The 25,907-nt window shown below is 69.2% G+C and carries 29 protein-coding genes and 1 pseudogene; 20 read left to right on the top strand and 10 right to left on the bottom strand.

All coding sequences use genetic code 11. The features are described from left to right. Nucleotides 1-99: 99 nt before the first annotated feature. On the top strand, nucleotides 100-1,251 hold the full coding sequence (locus AB0C27_RS42025) for a sensor histidine kinase (protein WP_357856856.1): 1,152 nt from the start codon (nucleotides 100-102) through the stop codon (nucleotides 1,249-1,251). Beyond that, entirely contained in the window at nucleotides 1,248-1,901 is a 654-nt protein-coding gene (locus AB0C27_RS42030) for a response regulator transcription factor (RefSeq protein WP_357856859.1), read from the top strand. Before AB0C27_RS42025 ends, AB0C27_RS42030 begins: the two co-directional genes overlap by 4 nt. 159 nt (nucleotides 1,902-2,060) lie before the next feature. Here the strand turns inward: AB0C27_RS42030 and AB0C27_RS42035 are convergent, their stop codons facing one another. Continuing rightward, complete coding sequence (locus tag AB0C27_RS42035) at nucleotides 2,061-2,297, bottom strand: DUF1330 domain-containing protein (protein ID WP_357856862.1); 237 nt, start codon at nucleotides 2,295-2,297, stop codon at nucleotides 2,061-2,063. A gap of 188 nt (nucleotides 2,298-2,485) precedes the next feature. On the opposite strand from AB0C27_RS42035, the gene AB0C27_RS42040 reads away from it, so the two are divergent. Then, nucleotides 2,486-3,388, top strand: coding sequence for a LysR family transcriptional regulator (locus AB0C27_RS42040; protein ID WP_357856865.1), 903 nt, complete (start codon nucleotides 2,486-2,488; stop codon nucleotides 3,386-3,388). A gap of 292 nt (nucleotides 3,389-3,680) precedes the next feature. On the opposite strand, the gene AB0C27_RS42045 is transcribed toward AB0C27_RS42040, so the two are convergent. Then, nucleotides 3,681-4,169, bottom strand: coding sequence for a DUF5360 family protein (locus AB0C27_RS42045; protein WP_357856868.1), 489 nt, complete (start codon nucleotides 4,167-4,169; stop codon nucleotides 3,681-3,683). Between the two features lie 9 nt (nucleotides 4,170-4,178). Then, complete coding sequence (locus AB0C27_RS42050; protein ID WP_357856871.1) at nucleotides 4,179-5,159, bottom strand: DMT family transporter; 981 nt, start codon at nucleotides 5,157-5,159, stop codon at nucleotides 4,179-4,181. Nucleotides 5,160-5,425: 266 nt separating this feature from the next. Between AB0C27_RS42050 and AB0C27_RS42055 the strand changes: the two genes are divergently transcribed. Together AB0C27_RS42055 and AB0C27_RS42060 are read left to right on the top strand one after the other, a co-directional pair. After that, a complete protein-coding gene (locus tag AB0C27_RS42055) occupies nucleotides 5,426-6,052 on the top strand; it encodes a CGNR zinc finger domain-containing protein (RefSeq protein WP_357856874.1) in 627 nt (208 codons plus the stop codon). A 149-nt stretch (nucleotides 6,053-6,201) separates the two neighbouring features. Continuing rightward, the gene (locus AB0C27_RS42060) at nucleotides 6,202-6,399 is read left to right on the top strand and encodes a hypothetical protein (RefSeq protein ID WP_357856877.1); all 198 of its coding nucleotides are present in this window, start codon (nucleotides 6,202-6,204) and stop codon (nucleotides 6,397-6,399) included. 222 nt (nucleotides 6,400-6,621) lie between these two features. Here the strand turns inward: AB0C27_RS42060 and AB0C27_RS42065 are convergent, their stop codons facing one another. Continuing rightward, the gene (locus AB0C27_RS42065; RefSeq protein ID WP_357856880.1) at nucleotides 6,622-7,230 is read right to left on the bottom strand and encodes a TetR/AcrR family transcriptional regulator; all 609 of its coding nucleotides are present in this window, start codon (nucleotides 7,228-7,230) and stop codon (nucleotides 6,622-6,624) included. A 78-nt stretch (nucleotides 7,231-7,308) separates the two neighbouring features. Here AB0C27_RS42065 and AB0C27_RS42070 point away from each other — a divergent pair, with 78 nt between their 5' ends. The 3 genes from AB0C27_RS42070 (at nucleotide 7,309) to AB0C27_RS42080 (ending at nucleotide 10,154) form a co-directional block, all read left to right on the top strand. Next, a complete protein-coding gene (locus AB0C27_RS42070) occupies nucleotides 7,309-8,133 on the top strand; it encodes an alpha/beta fold hydrolase (protein WP_357856883.1) in 825 nt (274 codons plus the stop codon). Then, on the top strand, nucleotides 8,130-9,284 hold the full coding sequence (locus AB0C27_RS42075; RefSeq protein WP_357856885.1) for a YbfB/YjiJ family MFS transporter: 1,155 nt from the start codon (nucleotides 8,130-8,132) through the stop codon (nucleotides 9,282-9,284). The genes AB0C27_RS42070 and AB0C27_RS42075 overlap by 4 nt, the downstream gene beginning before the upstream one ends. Before the next feature lie 114 nt (nucleotides 9,285-9,398). Continuing rightward, complete coding sequence (locus tag AB0C27_RS42080; protein WP_357856889.1) at nucleotides 9,399-10,154, top strand: alpha/beta fold hydrolase; 756 nt, start codon at nucleotides 9,399-9,401, stop codon at nucleotides 10,152-10,154. A gap of 116 nt (nucleotides 10,155-10,270) precedes the next feature. Here the strand turns inward: AB0C27_RS42080 and AB0C27_RS42085 are convergent, their stop codons facing one another. Both AB0C27_RS42085 and AB0C27_RS42090 read right to left on the bottom strand, forming a co-directional pair. After that, complete coding sequence (locus AB0C27_RS42085; RefSeq protein ID WP_357856892.1) at nucleotides 10,271-10,831, bottom strand: hypothetical protein; 561 nt, start codon at nucleotides 10,829-10,831, stop codon at nucleotides 10,271-10,273. A gap of 102 nt (nucleotides 10,832-10,933) precedes the next feature. After that, nucleotides 10,934-11,386 (bottom strand): site-specific integrase, encoded by a 453-nt coding sequence (locus tag AB0C27_RS42090; protein ID WP_357856895.1) that lies wholly within the window; start codon nucleotides 11,384-11,386, stop codon nucleotides 10,934-10,936. Nucleotides 11,387-11,407: 21 nt separating this feature from the next. On the opposite strand from AB0C27_RS42090, the gene AB0C27_RS42095 reads away from it, so the two are divergent. From AB0C27_RS42095 to AB0C27_RS42120, 6 genes and pseudogenes are all read left to right on the top strand, one after another. Then, nucleotides 11,408-12,460, top strand: coding sequence for a hypothetical protein (locus AB0C27_RS42095; RefSeq protein WP_357856898.1), 1,053 nt, complete (start codon nucleotides 11,408-11,410; stop codon nucleotides 12,458-12,460). A gap of 25 nt (nucleotides 12,461-12,485) precedes the next feature. After that, nucleotides 12,486-12,626, top strand: a complete 141-nt coding sequence (locus tag AB0C27_RS42100) for a hypothetical protein (protein WP_357856901.1) — start codon at nucleotides 12,486-12,488, stop codon at nucleotides 12,624-12,626. A 463-nt stretch (nucleotides 12,627-13,089) separates the two neighbouring features. Further along, nucleotides 13,090-13,173: pseudogene (locus AB0C27_RS42105) on the top strand (triose-phosphate isomerase); the annotation flags it as partial. A 671-nt stretch (nucleotides 13,174-13,844) separates the two neighbouring features. Then, nucleotides 13,845-15,239, top strand: a complete 1,395-nt coding sequence (locus AB0C27_RS42110) for an alpha/beta fold hydrolase (protein ID WP_357856904.1) — start codon at nucleotides 13,845-13,847, stop codon at nucleotides 15,237-15,239. A 10-nt stretch (nucleotides 15,240-15,249) separates the two neighbouring features. After that, nucleotides 15,250-16,566: a histidine kinase gene (locus AB0C27_RS42115; protein ID WP_357856907.1), complete on the top strand. Its 1,317-nt coding sequence runs from the start codon at nucleotides 15,250-15,252 to the stop codon at nucleotides 16,564-16,566. Beyond that, nucleotides 16,563-17,210 (top strand): response regulator transcription factor, encoded by a 648-nt coding sequence (locus AB0C27_RS42120; protein ID WP_357856910.1) that lies wholly within the window; start codon nucleotides 16,563-16,565, stop codon nucleotides 17,208-17,210. The genes AB0C27_RS42115 and AB0C27_RS42120 overlap by 4 nt, the downstream gene beginning before the upstream one ends. A gap of 441 nt (nucleotides 17,211-17,651) precedes the next feature. On the opposite strand, the gene AB0C27_RS42125 is transcribed toward AB0C27_RS42120, so the two are convergent. From AB0C27_RS42125 to AB0C27_RS42135, 3 genes are all read right to left on the bottom strand, one after another. Further along, nucleotides 17,652-17,825, bottom strand: a complete 174-nt coding sequence (locus tag AB0C27_RS42125; protein ID WP_357856913.1) for a hypothetical protein — start codon at nucleotides 17,823-17,825, stop codon at nucleotides 17,652-17,654. 323 nt (nucleotides 17,826-18,148) lie between these two features. Further along, on the bottom strand, nucleotides 18,149-19,186 hold the full coding sequence (locus AB0C27_RS42130; protein ID WP_357856916.1) for an alpha/beta fold hydrolase: 1,038 nt from the start codon (nucleotides 19,184-19,186) through the stop codon (nucleotides 18,149-18,151). Between the two features lie 123 nt (nucleotides 19,187-19,309). Beyond that, nucleotides 19,310-20,266 (bottom strand): carotenoid biosynthesis protein, encoded by a 957-nt coding sequence (locus AB0C27_RS42135; RefSeq protein WP_357856918.1) that lies wholly within the window; start codon nucleotides 20,264-20,266, stop codon nucleotides 19,310-19,312. Between the two features lie 143 nt (nucleotides 20,267-20,409). Here AB0C27_RS42135 and AB0C27_RS42140 point away from each other — a divergent pair, with 143 nt between their 5' ends. Both AB0C27_RS42140 and AB0C27_RS42145 read left to right on the top strand, forming a co-directional pair. Then, nucleotides 20,410-20,985, top strand: coding sequence for a TetR/AcrR family transcriptional regulator (locus AB0C27_RS42140; RefSeq protein WP_357856921.1), 576 nt, complete (start codon nucleotides 20,410-20,412; stop codon nucleotides 20,983-20,985). A 276-nt stretch (nucleotides 20,986-21,261) separates the two neighbouring features. Next, a complete protein-coding gene (locus AB0C27_RS42145; RefSeq protein ID WP_357856924.1) occupies nucleotides 21,262-21,435 on the top strand; it encodes a hypothetical protein in 174 nt (57 codons plus the stop codon). A 184-nt stretch (nucleotides 21,436-21,619) separates the two neighbouring features. Here the strand turns inward: AB0C27_RS42145 and AB0C27_RS42150 are convergent, their stop codons facing one another. Beyond that, the gene (locus AB0C27_RS42150; RefSeq protein WP_357856927.1) at nucleotides 21,620-22,501 is read right to left on the bottom strand and encodes an MFS transporter; all 882 of its coding nucleotides are present in this window, start codon (nucleotides 22,499-22,501) and stop codon (nucleotides 21,620-21,622) included. Nucleotides 22,502-22,618: 117 nt separating this feature from the next. On the opposite strand from AB0C27_RS42150, the gene AB0C27_RS42155 reads away from it, so the two are divergent. The 4 genes from AB0C27_RS42155 (at nucleotide 22,619) to AB0C27_RS42170 (ending at nucleotide 25,712) form a co-directional block, all read left to right on the top strand. Continuing rightward, nucleotides 22,619-22,837 (top strand): hypothetical protein, encoded by a 219-nt coding sequence (locus AB0C27_RS42155; RefSeq protein WP_357856930.1) that lies wholly within the window; start codon nucleotides 22,619-22,621, stop codon nucleotides 22,835-22,837. Nucleotides 22,838-23,372: 535 nt separating this feature from the next. Next, nucleotides 23,373-24,131: a recombinase family protein gene (locus AB0C27_RS42160; protein WP_357856933.1), complete on the top strand. Its 759-nt coding sequence runs from the start codon at nucleotides 23,373-23,375 to the stop codon at nucleotides 24,129-24,131. A gap of 22 nt (nucleotides 24,132-24,153) precedes the next feature. After that, nucleotides 24,154-24,927, top strand: a complete 774-nt coding sequence (locus AB0C27_RS42165) for an alpha/beta fold hydrolase (RefSeq protein WP_357856936.1) — start codon at nucleotides 24,154-24,156, stop codon at nucleotides 24,925-24,927. After that, nucleotides 24,924-25,712 carry a MerR family transcriptional regulator gene (locus AB0C27_RS42170; protein WP_357856939.1) on the top strand — a complete coding sequence of 263 codons (789 nt, stop codon included), beginning with the start codon at nucleotides 24,924-24,926 and terminating at the stop codon, nucleotides 25,710-25,712. The genes AB0C27_RS42165 and AB0C27_RS42170 overlap by 4 nt, the downstream gene beginning before the upstream one ends. The last annotated feature ends 195 nt before the right edge of the window (nucleotides 25,713-25,907 follow it).

The raw sequence follows: 25,907 nt of genomic DNA on the forward strand, positions 1-25,907 counted from the left end.
CCGGCCGCGCATCGAACCGTGGGCTGATTCCGGGCATGACCAGGATCATGGGTCGCCAGGAGGATCCCTCCTCCTGCGCGGATCACTACGCTCGGAGGCATGCTGCTGTCACGCCCGCTCTGGCTGCGCGATGCCGACCGGCCTGTCCTGTTCAGCGTCGTGTTCTGGGCGATGCTCGCGGCCACGGGGATCGCGCACGTGTCCCACCGGGAGACGAGCGGCATGGCCGTGGCGTTCGGCGTCAACCTGGCTCTCGTGACCGCGTTGTGGCTCGTGCTGCCGTGGCGGCGGGACGGCGGATGGCGGCGGCACGTGGCGGTGGTGTTCCTGCTCGCGACGCTCACGCTGGGGCCCGCAGGCTCGGCGGAGGTCCACCAGCTCCTGACGCTCATCGCCATCGCCAACATCGCCTTCGTCTACGGCATGCGGACCGCCTTCGTCATCATCGGGTGGACGAGCGCCGCCCTGTTCGTCTCCGTCGTGATGTGGTTCGGGCGCGGGGTGGCCGAAGCCGTCGCGCAGACGGCCGCGTTCGTCGTGTTCTCCGCGTTCGTGCTCGGCATGACGTCGGCGGTGCTGGAGGCGCGGAGCGCGCGGGCGGACGCGCAGCGGCTGCTGGCCCGCGTCAGGGAGCTCACGGTGGCTCAGGAGCGGGCGCGGATGGGCGCGGAGATGCACGACTCCATCGGCCACCACCTGACGGTGATCAAAATGAGCCTGGAGAACGCCGAACGGTTCCGCACCCGCCGGCCCGAGGCCGCCTGGGACGACGTGCGGCAGGCGAAGGAGCTGACCGTGGAGGCGCTGGCCGACGCCCGCCGATGGGTCCGCGCGCTGCGCCCGCTCGCGCTCGAGGGCCGCGTCGGCAGCGCGGCGCTGCAGCGGCTGGCGGCGTCGTTCGACGGTACGGGGCTGGCGGTGTCTTTCGAGGTGGTGGGCGGTGAGGTGCACCTGGAGCCCGATGTGGAGCTGGTGCTCTACCGCGTCCTGCAAGAGGGGCTGACCAACGCCGTCCGGCACGCCGGCGCCCGCCACGTACGCGGAAGGCTGACCTTCGACGGCGGGCACGTGAAGCTGGTGATCACCGACGACGGCAGGGGCCGCGACGACGGCGCGGCCGGCGGCTCCGGGCTGCGCTCACTGGCCGAACGTGCCCGTGCCGTGGGCGGCACCCTCATCGCGGGCGACCGGCAGGGCGGCGGCTTCGAAGTACGCGCGGAGCTCCCCGTACGGGTGGGGGTGGCGTCATGAGGACGGTCAGGGTCCTGCTGGCCGATGACCAGGAGCTGATCCGGCAGGGGCTGCGCAGGATGCTGGAGATCGAGGACGGAATCGAGGTGGTCGGCGAGGCGTGCGACGGCGAGGAGGCTCTGCGCGCGACGGGGGAGTGCCGGCCGGACGTGGCGCTGGTGGACGCGAGGATGCCCAGGATGGACGGCGTCGAGCTCATCTCACGGCTGTCGGTCCTTCATCCCGGGGTCGCCGCGATCGTGCTCAGCACCTTTGACGAGGACGACTACATCTTCGGTGCGCTGCGTGGCGGAGCTGTCGGCTACCTGCTCAAGGACTGCACCCCGGAGCAACTCGTCGACGCCATCCACCGGGCGGGGCGCGGAGAGACGGTGCTGGCCTCTCCCATCGCCGAACGCCTGGTCGCCGAGATCCGGCGGACTCCCGCCACGCCGAGCCCGGAGCAAGGAGCCGGGCGTCTGTCCGTCAGGGAGTACGAGGTGGCCAGGATGGTCGCCGCAGGCGCCACGAACCGGGAGATCGCGGCTCGGCTGCTCATCAGTGAGGGCACGGTGCGCAACCACGTGTCCGCTCTGCTGCGCAAGTTCGACGTCCGTGACCGGACCCGCCTCGCCCTGCGCCTTCATGGCCTGCCCGCCTCCGGCATGTAGCCGGACGTGGGCCGAACTCGGACTCCCGCCGGATCAGGGCTGGGCTGATGGGCTCGGCGGCCGCACCCGCACCGCCTTTCACCGAGGCCGTCAGTCGATGCCTTCGACGATGCGGAAGTCACGCTGGACGCCGTCGGGGAGGGCCACCAGCGCCTTCTGTTACGCCTCGCTCTCGTATGCCGCGACGGCCTGGTCAAAGCTGTCGAACTCGATCAGAACGACGCGTTGCGTGCTTCCGGCCTCGTGGGCGACGACCCGACCGCCACGGGACGGGAGGAGAGACAGGGTGCGCCCGCCCCCGGCCTGGACAGCCGGACCGGCGAGCTTGTCGTAGGCGGTCAGCCTCTCAGGGTCGGAATTGGCGGGGTAGACACTGACCCAGTAGCCCTTGGCCATGGAAACCTCCTGTGTCGGGCCGGACACGTCCGGCTTCGAATGGACGCTCAGATCGATCGATCCCGGCGACCGGTACTGCGGCCGGTCGAGTCGTCATATGCGCAGGTTAGGGCTTGATGTGCGGCCGAGGGAAAGACCGGTTCGGGCTAGACTCAGAACGGATCGTTATCAATCGGCAGGGAGGGCACGTGGCGCCGGACACGGTGAGCCTGCGGTACTTCCTGGTGCTGGCGCAAGAGCTGAACTTCACCCGCGCGGCCGCACGGATCGGGATCGCACAGCCCGCACTCAGCGCCCGGATGCGCCGGTTGGAGGCGGAACTCGGTACGGCCCTGCTGGTCCGCAACACGCGTAGCGTCGTACTGACCACGGCCGGTGCGGCTCTGGCGGAGTCCGCGCCGCCCGCACTGGCGGCGCTGGACCGGGCATGGGACACCGCCCGGAGCGCGGCGGCCGGCGAACTGGGCACGCTGCGCATCGGACACAGCCTCAGCGCCGGGGCCGAGACCGTACCGGCTCTGGTCGACAGGCTGACTCGCGGCAACAGCGGACTCGAGGTGAGCGCGGTTCCGATGGCGACACCGGAGATCTCCCCCGCGGTCGCCGACGGCCGCATCGATGCCGGGGTCACCCGCGGTGAACAGCCGGGCCGTGGCGTGCGCCGGTTCCTGCTGCGGCGTATGCGCGTCGGGGTCCAGCTGGCGCAGCACCATCCACTGGCCGAACACCCGGAGATCGAGATCGCCGACGCGGCCGCGTACCCGCTGCGACTCCCGGACCGTGCGGCCAACCCCGTGATCCACGATCAGCTGTCCGCACTGTTCCGAGACACCCGGCCACACCCTCGATTCCGTACGCCCGCGGTCTCCTTCGACATGTCTCAGCGCGACCTGCGCGACGGGGTCACCCTCGCCCCGGCCGGAGAAGCCGCGGTCACGACACAACCGGCCGGTCTCACCTGGCGACCGCTGCGTGGCGCGCCCAGCCTGACGATCCATCTGGTCCTCCCACGCGAGCCGTCGCCGCTTCACCGCCGCATCCGTTCCGTCGCCAAAACTCTGGCGCGCGAGTTGCACTGGCTGCCGGACTGACGCGCAAGAGGTCAACGGGGCGCGTTTTTCGCCCAGAAGGACACGAGCGCGTCGGCCGCCTGGCCGGAAGCCCCGAACATCCACCCATGGGCGGCGCCGGTGAGGGTGACGACGTCGGCGCCGATCCGCCCTCATCACCGAACTGGCCGAACACCAGGTCACCCTGATGCCCGACCCCAACCCTTGAGCCGGCCGACCCACCCCGGACCACCGTCGACAAGCCGCGCCATGCTGATCATGTCGCAGTCCCCGGTCTTGTCTGCCAGATCTTTCGTCAGGAGCCTGTTGAAGATCATGCGCGGCTCCCAACGGGTTGACTCGTCAGACAGATGATCCCGGGAACGGGGAAGAGCATGAGGTAGAGGTTCGGTATCCACCAGGTGAGTGAGAAGTCTCTCCGCAACGTCCAGAACGCGATCGCCATCAGCCCGGAGGCCATGGTCAGCACCAGCGAGACCAGCATCGGCGGCGGACCGCTCACCCTGCCGCGGCGCAGGAGCCACAGGCTGGTCAGCCCGGTGGTGCTGGCCAGCAGATCGATCCAGAGGAACGACCAGTTCCAGTCGATCATCAACGGGTTGGCGTAGTCAGCGAATGCCCATGTCGCTTCGCTGTCGGTGGCGACGCGCCGTTCACGGATTCCGGTACGCTCCTCGATCCACTCGGGGGCGACGTGCATGCGATCCGAGAGCTCGGCGTTGGACACGACGGTCGCCGGCAGGCAGGCAGGCACCGGTTCCGGCGATGGCGACGCGGTGGTTCGCGGGCGCGGCACGTTCACGATTTCGGTTCATGTTTCTCCCTGGGGATGTCGCCGGCGTTGTGGCGTCACACGCCGGTGTGCTGGGGCGGGTCCTCGGCGACAGGGGCCGGGGGGTGCCGCGGGTGTGGCGCGTCGCCCGCTGCTGGCGGCCGCCCCGATGACGGAGGCGCAGACGAGCGCGGCACCGATGATCTGCAGCGGCGACAGGTCTTCCGCGAAGACCAGGAACGCCAGCACGCTGGTGACGACCGGCTCGGCGCTGGAGATTGCCGCCGAAGGGGCGGCGCCCAGCAGCCGAAGACCGGCGAAGAAGGCGATGATGGCGATGAGTGTGGAGACGACGGCGGTCGCCACGGCCGCCGACCAACCGGCGAGGTTGCCGGGGAAGGACGGAGCGTGGGCCAGGCACGCGCCGGCGTAGACCCCGGTCGCGGCCAGGCAGACGGTGGTGGTCGAGGCGAGCGGGCCGGCCGCGCCCGACAGGTGGCTGCCCGCCAGGATGTAGCCCGTGTAGATGACCGCCGCGGCGACCGCGAGTGCGATGCCGAGAAGATCGCCCTCCAGCGTCGGGCCGGCGACCAGCGCGACGCCCAGAGTCGCCATGCCGGTGGCCGCGAGCGTGAGCAAGGCAGGCACGCGGCGGGCCAGGACGGCGCCGCAGATGGCCACCAGCACCGGGTAGGTGTAGAAGAGGACCGCTACCAGGCCTGCTGGTATCCGCGTCAACGCGGTGAAGTAGGTCAATGACTGCCCGACGTAGCCGACGGCGCCCATCAGCACTAGGAGGCGCAGGTCCCGCCCGCGCGGCCATGGGGTCGATGTGATCGCCATCAGCGCGGTGAGGGCGATCGCGGCGACGCTGAAGCGGATGAGCAGCACACCGTGAACGTCGGCGCCGCTGTCATAGGCGATCCTCGCGAAGATCGCCATGGCGCCGAAGGACACGGCGGAGCCGAGGATGAGAAGCACTCCGGTCGCGGTACGCCGGGGCAGGACCGGGGCGGTCATCGCGATCCTCCGCCCGGGTGCGCCGTCCGGCGTGGTGAGCAGGCGCCTCGCGCCGCCTCAGGCCACGTGCTTCAAGGATCGATACGGCCGCCGGGGCGGCTCTGATTGCGCCGCGCCTTGCGCTCTTCGGCTCTGATGCCGGTGGGGCTGAGCTTCGTGGGGCTGAGCTTCATGGGGGAACCACATCCCGTCTCCTTGAGCTTCCCCCCATTCGGAGTAACCTGTCAAGTAGTGAGAATGGTGACGGCGTAGATCGGGTGTCCATAATGACGAACGAGCAGAGGGGTAAGCCCGACGTGGCTCCGGAAGGCTTGGAGACGCTCCGGCTCTTTCTCAATACGCGAGATCTGGAAGCCGGCCTCGACGAGTTCGACGAGGCCGGCTCTCTCGCGAGGTGGCTGCGCGAACACGAACTTCTCGGCCCGGACGAGACGGTGGGTCATGACGACGTCCTGCGGGCCCGCGAGCTGCGTGAGGCGCTCCGCTCCCTGCTGAGCGAGCGCTCCGAGCCCGGCCGCGCCTCCCGCGCCGCGCAGTCCTTCAACGCGGCCGCCCAGTCGGCCGCCCCGCTGCAGGTCGAGATCTCACCGGATGCGACCGTCACGTTGGTCGCGACCCGCTCCGGGGCGCCTCGCGCGCTGGGCCGCATCGTCGCCGCCGTCGCCGGGTACGCGGGAACCCCTGCCTGGGAACGCCTCAAGATCTGTGGCAACCGTGCCTGCCAATGGGCGTTCTACGATCACGCCAGAAACAAGACCGGCCGCTGGTGCAACATGGCCACCTGCGGAAACAAGGCCAAGGCGAGAAGCTATCGGCGGCGGCGATCCAACACGGTGACGGCCGGCGTCGCCTTCGATCCGGGTGGCCGCCCCGGTTCACCCCAAACCGGCTGACCGGCCTGCGCCGGCCTGCCGGTGACCGGCAGGTGCCGACTTGATGCCCGGGCGGCCTCGCGGCCGGCCCACGTGGTGGGCCGCGCTTTCCGTACCGTGTCCTCAGCCGAAGTCGCGGGGGCCGTCCTCAGCCGGTGGGATGGTGCCTCGTGGCGGAGAGTGCGCAAGCGGATTCGTTCGGCGACCTCGACCTGGTGGAGGACGTCGCCGCGGCCGATTATGGCGAGATGTGGGCGCTCATCAGGGACGGCTGGGCTAGCAGCGTCGCCCCCTGCGGCGGCACGACCGGATTATTGATCCCGGCTCAGGAGGCTAAGGACACATTTCTGATCTATGGGCTCAGGTAACGGCCAGTATGCGCGCAAGGTGCCGACGAGGAAGGCAGTGCTTACCCTCCGTGTCCCGCACGGGTGGAGACAGTCCGAGTGAGTTGATACCAGCGTGCGGTGGCCATCTCAGCCCGCGAGTCACACCAAGCCCGTCAGCCTGAACATCAGGGCTCAAGGCCCCGGCCAGCCCACCTTACTCAGCGCACGTTCTACCTGATCACCAAGGTCAAGATCATCGGCTTAGGAACAGGCGTCCTGGACGCTGGGGCGAGCGGCGGCGGACAGCAGGGTGAGCGCGGCCTGGCGGGCGGCCTCGCCGGCGCCGGCTGGGTCGTGATGCGCGGCGACGACGGTCGCCCCCTCGACCAGCATGAGCAGTTGTCGTCCCAGGACGGGCGGATCGACAGCTCCGGCACGGCTGGCGATGCCGGTCAGGAGATCAAGGTAGTGGCCCAGATGGCGCGCGGTGATAGTGCGAACGGCGTCCACGTGGTGCTGGGCGGCCGCGTTCAGTATTGCGCAGCCACGGAAGACCGGGTCGTCGTACCACCGCTGGAGGGCGTCGAACACCGCGGCGAGCTGCTCGCCGGGGGCGTCCCCGGCGGCTGCGGCGGCTTCGGCCAGCCAGCTCGTGACCCGCTCGCTGCGCGCTTGCAGCATGGCCTCCACGAGGCCGTCCTTGGTGCCGAAGTGCCGGTAGAGCGTCTCCTTGGACACCCCGATGCGGGTGCACAGCTCGGCGACGCCGATGCCGTCGAGGCCGCGTTCGTACAGCACCGCGGTGGCCGCTTCAAGGATGGTGGCGCGAGTGCGTGCGGGGTCGATCGTCGAGCCTTTGGTGACTGGCATGAGGTAGATGGTACCGATCGGTCCGATCCGATGTAATGTCTCAGATCGTACCGATCGGTTCGATCTCGGGAGTCTCTTGTGTTTGACCCGCTTGCTGCCGACCCGCCGCGCGATCCTGACTTTCCGGCCACCACGCCGGCGCTGAGGTTCGACAGCGGGGGCGCGTCCCTGCTCGGTGTGCTGCACGTGCCGGCAGGCCGAGGGCCGCACCCTGTCGTCGTGCTCCTGCACGGATTCCCCGGCAACGAACGCAACTTCGATCTCGCGCAGGTGCTGCGCCGTGCGGGCTACGCGTCCTTGGTGTTCCACTATCGCGGTTCGTGGGGCGTCGGCGGCTCGTGGTCGTGGGGGCACGTGCTGGAGGACACGGCAGCGGTCGTGGCCGGACTGCGCGACCACGCCGCCGCTCACCGGCTGGATCCGCAGCGGCTGGTGTTGATCGGTCATAGCCTGGGCGGCTTCGCCGCGCTGATGACCGCAGCCGCCGAACCGTCCGTCACCGCCGTCGCCTCGGTGGCCGCGTTCGACTTCGGTACGGCAGCGGCGCTCTGCCGTACCGACCCGAATGTCCGGGCGAGCTATGTCGAGGCGTTCACCGGCGAACTCGGTCCCCTGCGGGGCACCAGCGGGGAAGCCCTCGTCGGCGAGATGGAGGCGATGGGCGACTCATGGCGGCTGGCCGGACTCGCACCGCTGCTGGCGGACCGCCCCGTACTCCTGATCGGCACCGGCCTTGACACCGTCACGCCGTACGACGTGCATCACGAACCAGTCGTCACGGCCTATCAGGCGCAGCCCGTCGAACACCTCGAACACCACCTCTTCCCGACAGACCACGCATTGTCGGACCATCGCGTGACCATGACACGTACGCTCCTGGGCTTCCTGGAACGGTGCCCGTGAGGCAGGCGCCGTGGCAGGCGCTGCGGTTGGCTCTCGGCACCGCCTCGGCGCTCGGGCTGGCGCGCTTCGCGTACGGCCTGCTTTTGCCGGCCATGCGCGAGGACCTGCGCTGGACCCTGGCTGAAGCGGGGGCGATGAGCACCGCCAACGGCCTCGGCTACCTCCTCGGCGCGCTGGTGACCGCCGCGATCGTGCGCCGCTGGGGCACCGCCGCCGCCTTCCGCATCGGGATGACACTCACGGCCGTGTCGCTGGCTGCCACCACAGCGAGCGACGCCTACCCAGCGCTGCTGGCCGCGCGGGCCGCGGCGGGAGCGGCGGGGGCGGTGGTGTTCGTCGCCGGCGGCGTGATCGCCTCGCGCGTCGCCGCCCGCGCGGCCTCCAGCTCGCCCATCACGGTGTACTTCGCCGGCACTGGACTGGGCATCGTTGTCAGCGGTGTGAGCGTCCCCGTGTTGGGGGAGCACTGGCGCCTGGCCTGGGTCGGCCTGGCCGTCGCCGCCGCGCTGACGACCGTGGCGAGCTGGAGTGCGGCGAGCACGGGTGAGGACGCGCATGCCGCCGCGGCCGGCCGGGTCCGCGTGCGCCCGCTGTGGGGGGCCGCCCTGGCCTACCTGCTGTTCGCCGCCGGGTACATCACCTACATCACTTTCCTGTCCGCCTACCTCGCCGACCAGCACGCCTCGCTCGGGCAGGTGGTGCTCACCTGGACGGCGCTGGGCCTGGCCGTCGTTGCGGCGCCCGCGCTGTGGAGCCGCCCCACCGCCGAATGGGCCGCCACCCGGGCATTGGCCACCCTGCTCGCGATCCTGGCCGGCGGAGCGGCGCTGGCGCTGGCAGCACCCACGCCACCGGTCATCCTCGCCTCCGCGATCATCTACGGGGCGACATTCATGGGCGTTCCCGCCGCCATCACCGCCCTCATCAAGGGCAACGTCCCGTCCGCCGACTGGACCGCCACGCTGGCGGCCTTCACCACAGTGTTCGCGGCTGGGCAGACCGCCGGGCCGTGGATCGCCGGCATGGTCGCCGATCACACCTCCACCGAGGCCACCCTGGCGTGGACCGCGATCCTGTGCTCCGCGGCCTCCGCGATCGCCATCGCCGGAGGCCGCACACGCCCCGGCGTACCCGGCGCGGCACACAACTGAGACGTGCGTCTCACACCGGCGACCGACACACACCGCGCATGCGGTCGACGTTCTCCCGGGCAGCGCCTCACGAGCCACCAGACACCAATCCGACAAGAGAAAGCGAGAAAGATCATGGGGAACTTCGTGCTCATCCCAGGGATGTGCCACGGCGGCTGGTGCTTCGAGGAGCTCACCGGCGAGCTTCGCGTGCGGGGGCACGCCGTCTACCCGCTGACGCTGACCGGGCTCAGCGAGCGCAGCCATCTGCTGCACGGCGGAGTGAACCTCGACACGCACATCCAGGACGTGACCAGTGTGCTAGCCGCTGAGAACATTCAGGATGTGGTGCTGGTCGGCCACAGCTACGGGGGCATGGTGATCACCGGCGCCGCCGACCGCGCACCCGAACGAGTGAATGCCCTGGTCTACCTGGACGCCATGGTGCCGGAGCCCGGCGACTCCACCTGGACCCTCGTCTCCGACCAGGAGCGCCAGTGGTACATGGACGTGGTGGAGACCGGCTACGCGGTACGGCCGCTGCCCTTCTTCGACCCACGGGCCACGCCCCACCCACTGGCCTCGCTGCTCCAGCCACTCCAGCTCACCGGCGACCTCGCGCACATCCGCCGCAGGGACTACGTGTACGCCGCAGGATGGGACGGCCATTCCCCGTTCACCCCCGTCTACCAGCGGTTGCGCGAAGACCCCTCGTGGCGGACGTACGCGCTGGACAGCGGGCACAACCTCATGCGGGACGCGCCGCAGGACCTGTTGAAGATCCTGCTCCAGGTCGTGGCCCCCGCTGATGGCGAGGATCGGGACAGCTTCACCGCGCGGGCTGCCACCAGAGCAGTCACCACAAGACCTTCGCCGGCCGGCCAAGCGTAGCGCCGAAGCAGCGCCGCGCGCCGACGCTCTGGGAAGCCCCTTCGCACCCAGCCATTCGCTCACGCTCAGGGCCATCCTTTCCATCCGGCGAATCGACAGCTGAGAGTGCGCGTTCCTCAGTGCCTGCGGGCGGCGGGATCGTGTCTGGCCTGCCAGCGCGCGAGTGCTTCTCCGGAGACCTGGGCATAGCGGGCCGGCGAGACGACTGAGGTATGCCCGGAGTAGGCCAGCAGGGTGGAGGTCTTGGCGCCGTCCTCGGCCGCGTGGGTCAGGGCCGAGTGCCGGAATTGATGCAGTGTCCAGCCGCCGGTGGCGCTCTCGAACAGCTCGGCCGCCCGACGATAAGACAGCCGCGCCTTCCCGCTGCCCGCACCGACATCGGCCGGTGGCAGGTCCACCCGGGCCCGCCGGTCGGTGGTGAGTACCGGCCCGCGGGCGGCCTCCCAGTGCTCCTGCGGTGGCAGGCCGGTCTCGCTGTGTGGCGTGCGGTGGTAGGTCTGGCGGACGAACTCGCTGAGGGCCGTGTCCAGCTCGGCTAGGCTGAGCCATGCTCGCCCGGCCCTGTCCCGGGTGCCGCGCGGCGCGTAGCCGGTGCCGCCGCACCCCGACTCGCCCGGTCCGCATATCGTGGCGCGCTGACCGCCCGAGGCCGATCGGTGAAAGTCCGGCCCCGCCACTGGAGCTGTCGCCCCTACTGCGGCAGCGATCACCACCCCGGTCGATACCCTCGCCTCTCGATGCGACCCGGATCGCCGGCGGGCCGAGGCTGGGGCCGGTCGTCACGGTGCGGTGGCAGCGGGCCGCTCAGCGAGTGGGCCGGGCAGGAGGGGCGCGGCGGTGGGGACGCGGAGGCGTTCCACGGCGTCGCGTGCTTCTTCGTCAGGCCGTACGTCGTAGCGGAGGGTGGTGCTGGGGCTGGCGTGGCCGGCCAGGCGGGCGGTCATGATCGCGTCTGCTTGCGGCAGGAGGTTGGAGATGAACGTGCGGCGCCGGTCGTGGGGTCGTACGGGGGTGGTGGCGGCCTGTTCGGTGCGTTTGGCAAGGATGTCGCGTACAGCCTGGAGGTTCATCTGCCAGGGACGGCCGTCCGGGGTGGTGCGTACGGCGCCGCCGCGGGTCAGGCGGGGGAACAGCGGGCCGCGGTGGGTGCCGCGGCGGGCGAGCCAGGCTTCCAGGCGGCGGGCGGCGAAGGTGTTGACGGGGCTGCGGCCGCACTGGCTGACGGCGGCCACATCTTGGCTGTCCTGGACGGCATGGACGAAATCCCCGCACCCGCCCGCGCCCAGGTGATCGCCGCGCTCAACGCCTCGCTGACCGCCCGCGACCAGCTCATCCTGACCAGCCGCCGCACCGAGTTCGCCACCGCCATCCACGACACTGGTCGCCCGCTCACCGCCGCCGCGGTCATTGTCCCCCAACCCGTCCCCCCACAAGCCGCTGCCGACTACCTGACCGCCTGCCTCCCCGCATCCCCGACCGACGTCTGGAGGCAGACCCTGACCGCACTACGCTCCCGCACCGTCCCCGGCCTGACCCAACTGGCCGCCACCCCGCTGGGCCTGTGGCTGATTCGCACCGTCTACGTCACCCCCGGCGCCGACCCTGCCCCCCTGACCGGCCCGCTCGGCGCCGACGCCGACGCGCTACGGGCCCACCTACTCGACCACGTCATTCCCGCCGTCATCGCCGCCCGGCCACCCAGCACCGGCCCCGCCGACCACTTCCGGCCCCGCCACCGGCTTGACCCCGATGCCACCCGCCGCCACCTGACCTACCTGGCCCGCGCCTTCCCCCCGGCCGCCACCCGCGACATCACCTGGTGGCACATCGCTCGCACTACACCCCACATCCGGTCAACGATCGGGCTCGCGACCGGGCTCGCGACCGGGCTCGCGACCGGGCTCGCGACCGGGCTCACATTCGGGCTCGTCGGGTTCGGGTTCGGGCTCGGGCTCGGGTTCGTGCTCACGTTTGGCGGGCTAGATGCCGAGTTCGCGGTGGTGCGCACGGTTGGGCTCATGATCGGGCTCTTTGGGCTCGCGTTCGGGCCCACGATCGGGCTCGCGGCCGGGATCCTTATGGGCAACCATCATGCGTGGCTGGTCTGCACCATCACGGTGGCCCGGCTAGCCCTCCAACGCCGGCTTCCCTGGCGATTCAGGAACTTCCTCGACGACGCCCACCGCCTAGGACTACTGCGTGCCGTTGGCCCGGTCTATCAGTTCCGCCACGCCGCCCTGCACGACCACCTCGCCTCCGCGGACATGTCCCAGGGGACTTCTCAACGGATCGGACACAACTTGTGAGCTGACGTCGCAGCATGTTCGCGACGTGAAGCTCCAGGTCGGGACGATGTTTACACCGCGGTCGTTCAGCAAAGTCCACGTGGAGGCGAAACTGGCCAAGCTCGACACCAGCGGCTGGCGACCGCTGCGGCCCACCCAATTGCGGGAGCTGGGGCTGACCCCGTGAACTGAGGTCCTTGAGAGAAAGGTGAGGGCCCCGTCCTCGCCCGGCAGGGCCGGGTGAGGGTTGGGGCCAGTGGGATGGCGGCGCACGGGTTACGGGCTCGGCACGGGCGGGGGCAGGATCCTGGACGGCAGTCGGCCCAGTCACGGTGCCACGTTCAGTCGGGCCACCCATCGGCCCTCCAGGCGGAGATGACCTCCACATGCCGACTCCGCCCGACTCTGCAATGTGAACGAGACCACGTCGCACACTCTGGCACCGAGTTGACCTCCCGCGCGGCGTGCTCGGCCTCGGCTCGGCTGCGCCACAGCACCCCATCCAGCCACTCACCGTCGCCCTTGGTCAGATACGGGATTGAGGCTGGAAGCCAGGAACAGCGGTTGGCACCGAGTATGGTCATCGGCCGGGCGTCTGGAGCTCACCAGCTCTAACGACGCCTTTCGGCGCCTGCTCGGCGCCCTCGCCCCCGGAGGACGCCCAGGAGGTCTGCGGAGCGCTGCGGGTCAGACTCGCCGAGCTCTACGACCCCGAAGTGGCCTCCGCGATCCAGCCTTCCTGCGGTACGCGACCATCGCCACCCCCACTGCTGAGGCCCGCCCCGGAAGCGGCCTGTCCATCACCGTGCGCTTCCCTGGCTGAACGTCACCCGGCGCCCACGATGATCAGCCGTATAGAAGCACGGTACGGCGGCCGAGCGTCGGCAGCACGCCCCCGTACGCGGCGCCACAGATAACCCGCGACCAGCCCGGCGGCCGGCGCGAGCGGCAGTACCAGCCCGACCCTGACGAGAGCCCCAGGGGGCGCGACACCACGGCAGCACCATGGACCGCGCTGTCAGCGGGTCGTAGTCATATCCGGCCGGGAATTTCCGTTGCCGACCATCGACGCATCCCAGCAGCTTCCGAGAAGGCCGTGTTCCCGGAAGCTCTCGCCACGGGGACTTCCGAGAACGAGGCCCAGAGCGCGGCGAACAGCCAGCTCAGCACTTCCGAGAACAGCAGCCGGACACCAAGCGGGAATTTCGGCCGGATAGTACAGCACCCGGATCTGCACGCCCGCAGCGTGCGTGGCGGGTCGTCGGTATGCCTTGTGGCAGATGTGGCGGGAGATCGGCGTGCCTAATCTGTGAGGTCGTCTGCGGGCGCTCGCCGCACCATCCTGTTGGAGGATTCGATGACCTGGCCACGATCGGTTTTGCTTGCCCTGCCCCTGGTGATGACGATGGGAGCGTACGCATCAGCAGCCTCCGCCTCATCCAGCGGAACGCCGGCGCCGCCCCTGACCTGGTCCGCCTGCGAGGGGAAGATCTCGGCCGAGCTGCAGTGCGCCACGTTGCGCGTGCCCATCGACTGGTCGAAACCCGGCGGTAAAACGATCGCCCTCACCGTGGGCAGGGCGCCGGCGACCGGTGCGGCGGCCGCGGGCACCGTCCTGTTCAGCCCCGGAGGTCCTGGTGGCGCCGGGGTGCAGGAGTTGTCCCGGGCGCTACCCCACTTCGCTGCTCTGCGTACCCGGATGGACGTTGTCACCTGGAACCCGCGGGGCGGGGTGAGCGGTGAACATATCCCGCTGGCCTCATGCGCGGCCGGTCCCGCCTTCGCCACTCCGGACAGCCGGCGCGAGTACGACCAGGCCCTCAAGGCGAACACTGCCGGGATCGTGGCCTGCCGGGACGCCGTGCCCGAACTGTTCGCCCACCTGGACTCCGCCACCCAGGCCCGCGACATGGACGCCATCCGCGCCGCCCTGGAAGAGAAGAAGATCGCCTTCCTCGGCAACTCCTACGGCGGTGTGCTCGGGGCCTCCTACGCGCGGCTGTTCCCGCAGCGGCTGCGCGCGATGGCGGTGGACAGCGTGCCCGATCACGTGGACCCGTTCGAGAAGTCGGAGCGGCTGCAATATGAGGGCCTGGAGGCCGGGTTCCAGCGGTTCGTCCGCTGGTGCTCCGGCTCCTCCGACTGCGTGCTGCGCGGCGCGAACGTGGAGAAGACCTGGCAGGCCGTCGTGCGGCGTGCCGAGCGCCGGCCCCTGTCTGGCGCCCCGGCCGCCGGTGAGCGCCGCTACGACGGCGACGACCTGAAGTTCCTGGCCTACGGCCTGGTGGACAGCACAACGGATTGGCCCGTGCTGGCCAAGGCCATCGCGAGCGCCGCCAAGGGTGACGCGGCCGGTTTCGACCCCCAGGGTCGCGGCCTGCCGTCGCGGGTGACCGCCATGCTCGCGGTGAACTGCGCCGACGGGTTCCGCTACGACGGCTACCACGCCTACCGTGCGGCGGTGCGACGCTCGGTCAAGGTGTCGCCGAACTTCTCCGGCATGCGGGAGAACGCCTGGCTCGCCTGCTCGCCGTGGGCGGCCAAGGCCGCTAACCCGCCGGCGTCGCTGCCGGCCCGCGAGCTTCCGCCGCTGCTCGGTGTCGGCCCGGTCTATGAGTACCCCTCCGTTCGCGCCATCACCGACCAGGTCCCCGGCTCGGTCACGGTCAAGTACGACGGCGTCGGTCACGGCCGGTACCTCAACGCCGGAGACCCTTGCGTGATCGGCCACGTGAACCGGTACCTGATCGACGGCGAGGTGCCCGCACCCGGCACCACGTGCCCCGCCTGGCCGGCGTGATACTGATCGCGTGAGACGACCAGCGGCTTTCCGCCCCCTTCCGACCGGCGCCTGGCGGCGTATGCCGCTCATGGGCCGCGACGCCCTGCTCGCCTGCGCCGTGGCGACCATCGCGCTGACGGTCTCGGCGCTGGACGAATGGCGGCGCGGCCCGCTTGCCGAGATCACCGATGTCGGCGCGGCGGCGGCGTGGGCGGCGCCGATTCTGGCCGTCTGCGCGCCGCTGGCGCTGCGCAGGCGGCTGCCCCTGACGGCAGTGGTCGCGTCCGCGATGGTGATGCTCGCGCTCGGCCTCGCGCTGGAGCGCGACGCCGGGATCTGGGTCCTGGGCCTGATCGTCGCCTCGGCGGCCTATCACCGCCATCGGCTGCGCGCAGTCCTCCTGGTCGGCTCGATCGTCTGGGCGGTGGCGGCAGGACTCGGGGGCAGGTCCGCGCTGGGCCTGGCCGCCGTGTCCGTCTATGCGGCGGCCGGCGCGGCGCCGGTCGCCGCCGGGTATGCGCTGCGGTTGCGGGCCGACCGCGCCGTGCAGGCCGCGCGGCTGCAGCGTGCCCAGGAAGAGCGGGCGCGCTCGCAGGAGGCCGCGCGCATCGCCCGGGAGGTTCATGACGTCGTCGGGCATCACCTCAGCGCGATCAGGCTACAGGCGGTCGGTGCCCGGCGGGCGCTGGCTGGTCACGACTGCGAGGCCGACCGGGCGCTGGCCGGGATCGCCGGTCTGTCGGCCGAGGCGCTGGCCGAGATTCGGGCACTGCTCGCGACGTTGGTGCGCTCGGATGGCGAGGACCACGCTCACAGCGGGAGCCTCGCCGACCTGCCCGCGCTGGCGGAACGCAGTGGCGGGCCGGAACTGGCCGTCGCGCTGGAGGTCGACCCTCGCCTCGACAGCACCGTTCACCCCGAGACAGCGGCCTGCGTCTACCGGATCGTGCAGGAGGCACTGACCAACGTGGCGCGGCACTCCATGGCCGCGCTGGCCTCGGTCACGGTCCGTGCAGTGAGCAACCGAGTCGTCGTCACCATCGACGACCCCGGCCCGCCCCGGCCGTCGGCCGGCGGCGGACCGGCGGACGACGGTGTCCTGAACGGCGGGCACCGCGGGGGGCAGGGCCTGGCGGGCATGCGCGAGCGTGCGGCGGCGCTCGGGGGGCACTGCCACGCCGGCCCGCACGGCGGGAACGACTGGCGGGTGCGCGTCAGCCTGCCTGTGCTTCCTTCGAAGGCGCGTGACGGGCACGGTACGGCGGTGACCGCCGGCGGTGCGGACCGAGGCCCTTCCACGATGTCCGTCGCGTACAGTCATCCGGCCCGGCGGGTGGTCCCGTGATCCGGCTGCTGATCGCCGACGACCAGCAGCTCGCCCGCGAGGGCCTGCGGCAGTTGCTCGGCCATGAGCCCGACATCGCCTTCCTCGGAGCCGCACGCGACGGGGACGAGCTGATCAGCATGGCACGCGAGCACCAGCCGGACGTGATCCTCACCGACCTGCGCATGCCGGGCACGGACGGGATCACGGCGATCCGGCGGCTGACAGCTCAGGCGCCGGATCGCCCCATCATCGCGCTGACCACGTTCGACACCGACGAATACCTCTTCGGGGCACTCGAAGCGGGCGCCGTGGGCTTCCTGCTCAAGGACGGCGACCCCGACCTCTATCTGGCGGCGATACGCGCAGCCCACCGAGGTCAGGGCCTGATCGACCCGCAGGTGACCCGCAGGCTCGTGCGCCGCTTTGCCACCCCACCAGTGCGAGGTCAGGGCCCGGAGCTGACGCTCCGGGAAACAGAGGTCCTCCGCTTGGTCGCGCTGGGGCGGTCCAATGCCGAAATCGCCGCCGAGCTGCGTATCGCCGCAGGCACGGTCAAGATCCACGTGTCGCGTGTCCTGTCCAAGGTCGGTGTGCGAACTCGTGTCCAAGCCGCGATCCACGCCTACCGCTCAGGCTTGGTGCCCGCGGATGAGGAGAGGTGAAAGCCACTATCGGCGCCGCCGCAGGCCCCGCGCCACCGCCGGGTGGCGGACTTCTACGGCGGACGCCGGAGCTCCCCCGACATCCTGGCCTGCGTGGCCACCACGTGTTACCAGAAGATCGGCGGAGGCGGAGAGCGTGGCATTGCCGTACTGAACCGCGCGGTCCTGCTTGGAAGCGCGTGACGCTGGACTCGCTGTGCACCAAGGCGCGGACATGACGGGCATAGGCCAAGACGTCCTCACCGTTCAGTTCGGCAAGAGTAGGCGGTGCAGGGCGCTGGTCCAGCCAGACGAAGAAGCGCCGGAGCTCGCCGAAGAGCATTCGCATGCTGATCGGCGACGGTCGTTCCTCCCCTGGCGGGAGCGGCATCGCCATGAACGCACAGAAGGCCTCCTTGGCCAGGGTTCGATAGCGAGCGGGGACCTTGTCGAACAGCAGCCTCAACCAGCGGACATCGGTCTGATGGATGCCCGGGGCAGGTCCCATGCCTCGTCGACGAACCGGCTGGTGTCGGCCAGATCGTGGCCACTGCGCAGCACGTAGTGACGCAGGATGTGAACATCGTCCCAGGGATGCGCAAGGTCGGCCTTGGCGGCGGCGTGGGTCAGGCTCATTCGGTTCCCTCCCAGGGGCGTTCCACCAGGTCGAGCAGCGCGTCGGCGGGTTGGTGCCGTCGTGCGGCCTCGATCTCCGCCGAGGTGAAGCCCGCGTTCCGCGTAATTCAGCGGTCTGGAGGTCTGAATCTGGGGTGTGAGCTGGGCTGACATGGATGTGACCGTCTGGAGGGCGTTTCTCTAGGCGGCTGTGTTCGGGCTCCTGCTCCGGCCTGCCGGGCACGGGTCCGAACCGGACCCCCTCCGGCACGCAGCCCGTGCACCGGCGCATGCACGGGTTGCGTGGTCGGGGCTGGTGGACTGTCCGGTCGGTTTGCCGCCGATTACTTGGACTCGATCTTGCCAAGCGGCTGAGCCGTCCGGTTGAGGGCGGTGACCGCGCGAGCCCAGGCGGGGTCGCCGGGGTAGAGCTGGCTGCGCAGATATGCCCACGACATCGCCCGTAGCTGGGCGACTCGTTGCGGGTTCTCGTCCGTGGTTTCCTTCGCGTCGTAGCCCGCGACACCGCCGAGCGAATGCTGTGCGCCGAACAGGGTCAGCAGGCTCTTCGGGCCGGGGCTCTGGTGGTAGGCGTCGGCTCGCCAGTTTCTGCGCGCGGAGAAGGCAGGGTTGAAGTCGTTGTCGCCGTACACGATCAGGGCGGGTTTGGTCATGGTGTCGAAGGTCAGCGTCCGCATCGCGGGCGACTGCGCCTTGGCGGGCGGCGTGAGGTCGGCGCCGTTGCCGGCGGGTGCCATGGCGACGCCGGCCTTGATCCGGTCGTCGGCGAGGTTCAGTGGTCCATCCACCGGATCGGTCAGGCCCTGGCCGAGGAGCATGGTTGCGGTGGTGCCGCCCATGGAGTGCCCGACGACGGCGATCCGGCTGCTGTCCAGGCGCCCGCGCAAGCCCGGCACGGCCTTTTGGAGGTCGTCGAGGTGGTCGAGGATGTCAGTCATGTCCTGGACCCGGGACCGCCAGTGCAGAGACGCCTCTGGGTCGTTCGCGTCGCGCAGGCCCAGTGTCGTCGAGTCCAGATGGGTGGGCTGGATGACGACGAAGCCGTGCGCGGCGAAGAAGTCCGCCAGCGGTGCATAGCCGTGGAGTGAGGAAAGGTGGTTCGAGGAGCCGTGTCCGTGTGACAGCAGAATGACGGGTAGTTTCTTGCCGGTGGTTGGGGCGGAAATCTTGATCTGAAGGGCGACCGGCCGCCCGGGGACGGCCATGGTGAGGGGCTGGAAGGTCGTCACGGGGGAGGGGCGGCTGACGGGTATCCCGCCTTCCAGGAACGACGAAGGACTCGCTTTCGCTTCGTCATCGGTCGCGGCATGTGCGGTCGGTAGGTGGCTTGATATCAAGGTTGCCACGACGGCGGCGGCCACGCCGGCACTCAGGCGGTCACGAGCACGTGAATCCCCGTCCCGCGGTGCCTGATTCTCCGTGGGAGTTTCCATGAGGGATGGTTGACGTCTTTTGCTTCGCACTGATACTCCTCGATGAGGGAATTAGGGTGTGTTGAAAAGCGGCGAAGAATCCGCTCTGGATTCCGCCCTCTCCGGTGCACCGATGAGAGCGGAACGGATGATGCGTGTCACCGCGATGATGACGATGACGACCGGACCGAAAAGGTTGAAGGTGAACATGGTTCCGTAGATGTCGTCAGTGTCCCAGGTGTGTCCGACGGCGTCGGTGACCGTGCTGTCGGACTGGGTGAAGAAAAGGGTCATCGTAGTGGCGGCGAGCAGGAAATAGATCGCGACGGCCAAGGCGACGGGCTCGCTCCGCCTGTTGTCGAGGCCGGGATCCACCGACCGGCGGCCGGCCAGCATGAGAGCGAAGATCTGGAAGAAGAGGTAAGTGACGAACCACCATCCGAGGTAGTTGGTCCAAGGCACGCCGAAGACAGCGCCGCCGTGATCCCAGATCCAATTCTTCTGGATGGTGGAACTGACCGAATCGGTGCCGAGATCGAACATGGTCATCATGGCGGCGGCGACTGCGGGCAGAGCGACGATGTCGACGCGGCGGGCCGGGTTGTTGCGATCGCTCAGGCGCTGGTCGGCATTGTCGAACAACGCGGCCGTGGTCAGCCAGCAGACCATCGCAAGTGAGCAATAGGCCAATGCGACCTGGATCGGGAAGTTGCCGATCCGCGGGCTGCTGCCGGGATAATAATAGTCGCCGAACGGAAAGCCGGTGGAGATGCTCAAGTTCTCGAAGATGTTCGCGACGGCGAAGGTGACGGCATAATACTGGCCCGTCATTCGCCAGCCGTAGCGACGACGCGCCAGGACGACGGTGAGCGGTATCGCGAAGAACATGACGACGGGTGTCGTGATGCCGAGGGCGGGCTGGATGACGGCCACCAGTGACGCGATCGCGGTCAGGATGCGGGCGGCGACGGTCCAGCCGTTGCACGGCGGGGGTTTTTGAGCGGGGCGTGCGCGGTTGACGGTGGTCACGCAACCTCTTCTCATGTGGAAGCCGAGGCAATCTAAGCGATGCTTGGATTCTAAGCAGTGTATAGATCGATGCGGTCTAGACTCAAGGGGTGCCAGCCAGTGAGACCAGAAGCACTTACCATCACGGGACCCTCCGTGAAGAGTTGATCAGGGCCTGCGTCGCACTGATCGAGAGTGAGGGCATCGGTGCGGTCAGCCTTCGCCGCGTCGCGAGAGAGGCCGGCGTAAGTCCTGGGGCCCCCTACCATCACTTCGCCGACCGGGCTGAGCTGCTCACCACGATCACCGCACGCGGCTTCGAACAGCTGGCGACCGAGATGCGGGCGGCTCACGACAGCGCCGGCACCCCGGTGGAAGCCCTCGGAGCCATGATCGAGGCCTACGTCAGGTTTTCCAGGGAAAACACCGCGTACGCCCGGCTCATGTACCGCCCCGAGTTGTCCGAGACCGGAAAGGGACAGACGGGAGCGACACACGCGCACGAGGGGATGAAGCTGGTCACCGACACAGTGATCGCGGCCCAGCGCGAAGGCACCGCCCCGGCCGGCGACCCGGCTCCGCTGGTGACCATGCTGTGGTCGCTGGCCGTCGGCCTGGCGGTGCTGTCGATCGACGGCCCGCTGGCCGCCGCGTCGGCCAGACGCGGCTCCAGCGTTCCCGAACTGACGGCACAGGTCACGGCACTGCTCCAGCGGATGCTCATCAACACGGAGAAGTGAACACCGCCGCGGCGGTTCTCTTCCGGTTGCCAAATCCGCTGCTCGGCCTCGTCATCCGCCCCAGCCGGCTCACCCTGCCGGACCGGCAAGGACAAGGTGGCCGTTCAGGACCACACCGCTCGCTTCCGGCTCATGCCCGCGCTCGCCAAGACGCTCAACGTCCCGACCCCGGCCATCCGCCGGCCGGGTAGCCGCTACTGTCCGTGTGCTGATCAATCAGTGTGACCCCGAGGGCCTATTAGGCATGGGGCTCCCGAGGGCGAGTACGACCCTGAAGTGCGTGATCTGACCGCTCTGGTGTGCGGTCAGGAAGAGATCACAGCCGAGGCTGTGGGTGTGGTCTGGAACCGGTGGTTCAACAAGGTCTCCGAGTGGAGCACCTGGAAAGCTGAGCAGGTCAAAGAGCGCGGCCGCGCTGGAGAGCCTTCGTGGCCAGCAACCGCGCTCTAGTCCCGCCACCACCGGCGCGATCGGGGGCGTTCACGAGTACGGTCGGCCTGGGGGAGGAGGTCATCGCAAGATCGCTTCCCGAACTCTTGGAGATCGTTTCCCGCTCAACCTGCGACACGGGGACCGTCACGCCAGCCCCCGTGTCGTTTCTGAGCCTTGGCACTTCGGGCCAATGAGGTCAGCGTCAAGCCTCGAATGTGCCCTTGTGGGGGCATTCAACCGTTCGGCCCTGATGCGTGATGACCCGATTGACCAGATGATCGCGTAGAAAACGGCGAAAGCCCCAAGAAGACGAGTGGTATCGGTCATCCCGATGGTCGCGGCCATGGGTGCGACCGCAAGTGTCGACACCCCCTGTAACGCGGACGAGGCTGAAGACGAACACCATGACCCGTCCACGGATGTGGTCGGGTGTCGTCAGTTGCAGACCATTGAGGGCGAGGATCGCACACGCACCTACTCCGATGTGGCCTACCAAGGCCGCAGCCATTCCTGGGCCGAGGTGAGTGCTGTGAGCCAGCAGCAGGTATCCGAGGCCGAAGATGGCCAGGGCGGCCGCGGCCACGTACAGCCGTCGATGGGTTGAGCCGCCCGTGAGCCGTCTGCCCACGAAGGGCCCGAGAACGGCGCCGAGTCCTTGTGCGAGGTACAGGGGGCCGACTCCCGCGTCGCCGACGTGGAAGCGTTCGAGTGCGTAGAGGGGCAGGAGTCCGACCATCCCGTAGCAGAGACGCAGTCCTGCGGTCAGCCACATCAAGGCCGACGCCACCGGGGTCGTTCGCAGAAACCGCCAGAGCTCCGCGGTGTCAGCTCCTATCCGCAGCCGCCGCGTTGCCATGGCGCTGGAGAAGGGCCGCTTGATCTTCGCGACGAGAAGCGCGGAGACAACGAACGAGGCGCCATCAATGAGGAGTGTGGCCGAGGTTCCCCATGTCGCGGTGACCACGCCCCCCAGACAGGCTCCCACGAGCAGGCCGGCCGAATACAGGCTGCCGATCACGGTCTGGGCCAGTGGCAGTTCCCGGCTGGTGACGAGTTCGGCAGTGCGGCAGAGTCCGCTGCGCAAGATGCGAACGAGTCCCGTCCCGATCAGAACCGGCGTCCGGACCCGCCGCAGTCGGCTGCGCACCGGGGCCGAGCATCGTCGGATCGGCGCGACCTGGCCGGGACTGACGAGCAGGTGGTGGCGGCGATGACCAGCGCGGGCCGACCGATGCGCGCCAAGGAGGTGGCCCAGGCATTGGGGGAACCACAGGCGCGAGGTCGGGTGGAGGCCACGCGAGCCCGGCTCAAGAAGCTGGTGACGGCTGGCTGGTTGACCCAGGCAGAGCCGGGACTGTTCGCGATCGCCGGCGGAATCAACGGTCATGCCGTGAAGGGAGCCGCCGAAGCCGACGCATGATGAGCGCCCCGCTACTGCCCTACCTCAGCAAGACGCGGCAACGGCCATGGACGTCCTGGCATCCGCGTCACCCGACACCGTCGTGCATCACCCGTTCACCAACCATGAGGGCCCCCTTTGCCTCGCCGTGCTGGACCTCGCTCCTCGGTGATGCATGGCCGGTTGCCACCGTGGCCGGGTCTGGGCTGTGCGTGACTTCTGATCTCGGTCTGCACCTTGCTCAGATCCTCCCCTTCGTCTGGTCACGGTGGTCGTAGCGGGCGGTGGTTAGGAGGGGTCTCGGTAGCAATGAAGAAATTTTCAACGAAGTAGTAGCTGACCTGCGGTAACGAAAGACCTTCCGGCTGACGTCTCGGTTCGATTACGGTGTGGGATCATCCTGCGCGGTGCCGGGTTGGTGGAGTTCTGCGACCCCGGACCCGGGTTCGTGGTGGAGGGCGACGCGATGGCAGCGTCCTGGGCCCCACTCGGGGTCCGCGTCACCCAGCCGCAAAATCACGCTACGTAATCGCCGCTACTCTTTGTGATTGCGAGATTGATCATCTCGGTGTCGAGTAACGACCGTCTGTCGACACTCATGGAGTTGATCACGGAACCGCAGGTGGATGCTGTCGATAGCTCGTGTCGAGAATCAATGTCGGTGAACGGTGCGTGGAGTAGATTTCGACAGTGGCTCTTCGGCTACGCGCGGATCAGTACCGCCGACCAGAACCCCAACCACCAGATCGACGCGCTGCTGCGCGCGGGCGTCAACCGCAACGACATCCATCTGGACAAAGCCAGTGGCGCCAAGGCCTCCCGGCCCAGCCTCGACCTGGTCCTCAAGCTGTTGCGCGAGGGCGACACGCTGATGGTCACCCGGCTGGACCGGCTGTCGCGTTCAGTCCTGCACTTGGTCACCCTCGGGGCGGACCTGCGCGAACGCAACGGGGGCCGTCGCCCCCGCCTCACGCCCGAGCAGGCAGCGCTGGCCCAAGAGCTGTACGACGCGCGAGTCAAGACCGTCCAGCAGATCGCTGACCTGTTCGGTGTGCCGCGCTCGACGGTGTACGGGCATCTGAAGGGCGACACCGTGCTCCGCCAACTGAAGGAGGCCCGGGGAAGGTCGCAGTCGGGATGTGGGGTTGGGGGTTTGTTTGTCGTGACTGGCCCACCGGTCCCGAGTGACTGCCCGCCTTGCGTTCAGACGAAGTCAGGCGCTTGGTCGCATGCCCCTTCTGCGAATGCGCGCGATGCCTACGCCCTGGGTTTGACCTTGACCCTAGGTCAGGGTGCACGCTTTACGGGTGAGTAATTTCAACTCCGCGTGGACAGGCATGGTGCCGATCGACGACACCGCGCTGGCCGTGACCGACACCGGTGGGCCCGGCCGGCCCGTGATCTACCTCAATGGCCAGTTCGCCAGTCAGGCGTACTGGCGGCAGGTCATCGCCGAACTCGGCAGCGACTACCGGCACATCACCTACGACATGCGGGCCCGCGGCCGATCGAGGCGTTCGGCCGCGGCCGCTTCGTTCGAGACGCACGTCCGTGATGTCGACGCCGTCCTTGCGGCCAGGGGCGTGGACCGGCCGCTTGTGGTTGGCTGGTCCTACGGCGCGGCGGTTGCGGTGCACTGGGCCGCCCGGAATCCGGACCGCGCCCTGGGGGTGGTGCCCGTGGACGGCGCCTACCCGCACGACTACCCCGACGCTCCCCCGGAACGGGTCCGGCAATTCTGGCGCCGGATGCGCTTGCTGCTGCCACTGCTCTCCAGGCTGGGCATGGCCGCGAAGATGTCCGCCGAGCAGCATGCCCAGAGCAACATCGAACTCATCGAGATCAGCGCCGCCCTCGGCCCGGTCCTGGACGGTATGACCTGCCCGGTCCGATACGTGGTCGCCACGGGCGCCAACCTCGGAGGCGGCCATGATGAAATGGAAAGCGCGCGCGCCACCCTCACCCCGATGCTCGCCCGCAACCCCACCATCACGAGCACGAAAGTCGCCAGCAACCACAGCAAGATCGTACGCATGGACTTCCGCGCGATCGCGGACGCGGTTCGCGAACTCACCGGCGCCCCACGATCACGGCGCCGGCAGAGCAGATGACGGACGGCGTCACAATCGGCCAGGCGGCGGCATTCGCCGGCGTCACGGTGAAGGCCATCCGGCACTACCACCAGCACAGGTTGATCGACGAACCCGCGCGCGACAGCTCCGGCTATCGACGCTACGGATCGGCCGACCTGCTGCGGCTGGTCCAGATTCGGACACTGGTCGGCGCCGGCGTGCCGCTGGCCGAGATCGAGGCGATCCTCGACGCCGATCCCGACCGGTTCGCCGCCGCACTCGTCGACGCCGAACGGCGCCTCACCGACCGGATCGACGATCTGACCGCGCGGCGCGAGACGCTGCGCCGACTCGCCACCGGCGACCGTGCCCTGCTGCCCCAACGCGCTCTCGCCCTCCTGGATAGGGCCGCCGATCTCGGCTTGACCCCGGATGACGTGACGATGGCCCGGGAGGGCTTGGTGTTGATCAAAGCCCTGGTGCCGGAGGGTTTCAATGACTACCTCGGCCGGATCGAGCGCGCCCTCAACGATCCTCGGTACATGTCGTTGATCAAGCGCATGTGGCGTGCCGCCGAGTGGGAGCCGGACGACCCCCGCATCGACGAGCTCGCCACGGCCATCGCCGGCCACTTCATCGCCCATCCCGCGCTGCTGCCCATCCCGGCCGGACTCCAAGCCCGCACCGACAGTGCGATCCGCTACAGCCTGCTCACCCACCACGGACACGAGCAGAAGCCGGGCTGGACCCGGCTGACCGCGCTGATCGAAGCGCGCCTGCGCTCGGCCGGCATCGACATCGCGGACCAGACTCCCCTTCACTGAACTCTGAAATCGCACCCCCGGTTTCCACCGCGTAGGTCGGGCCCACTCCGGCCTTCTGAGCCAGGGGCACTCTGGCGGCCCACGGCGCAGCCGTCGGCTTTCGGATCCATACCAGCGGCCTCTTCCTGGTCAGCCGCCGGGTCATGAGTGTGCGCTTCGCCGTGCGTAGAGCGCACAGATACTCATGCTCGAGGG

It is taken from the genome of Nonomuraea sp. NPDC048882 (genome assembly GCF_040649755.1).
Taxonomy (GTDB): domain Bacteria; phylum Actinomycetota; class Actinomycetes; order Streptosporangiales; family Streptosporangiaceae; genus Nonomuraea; species Nonomuraea maheshkhaliensis.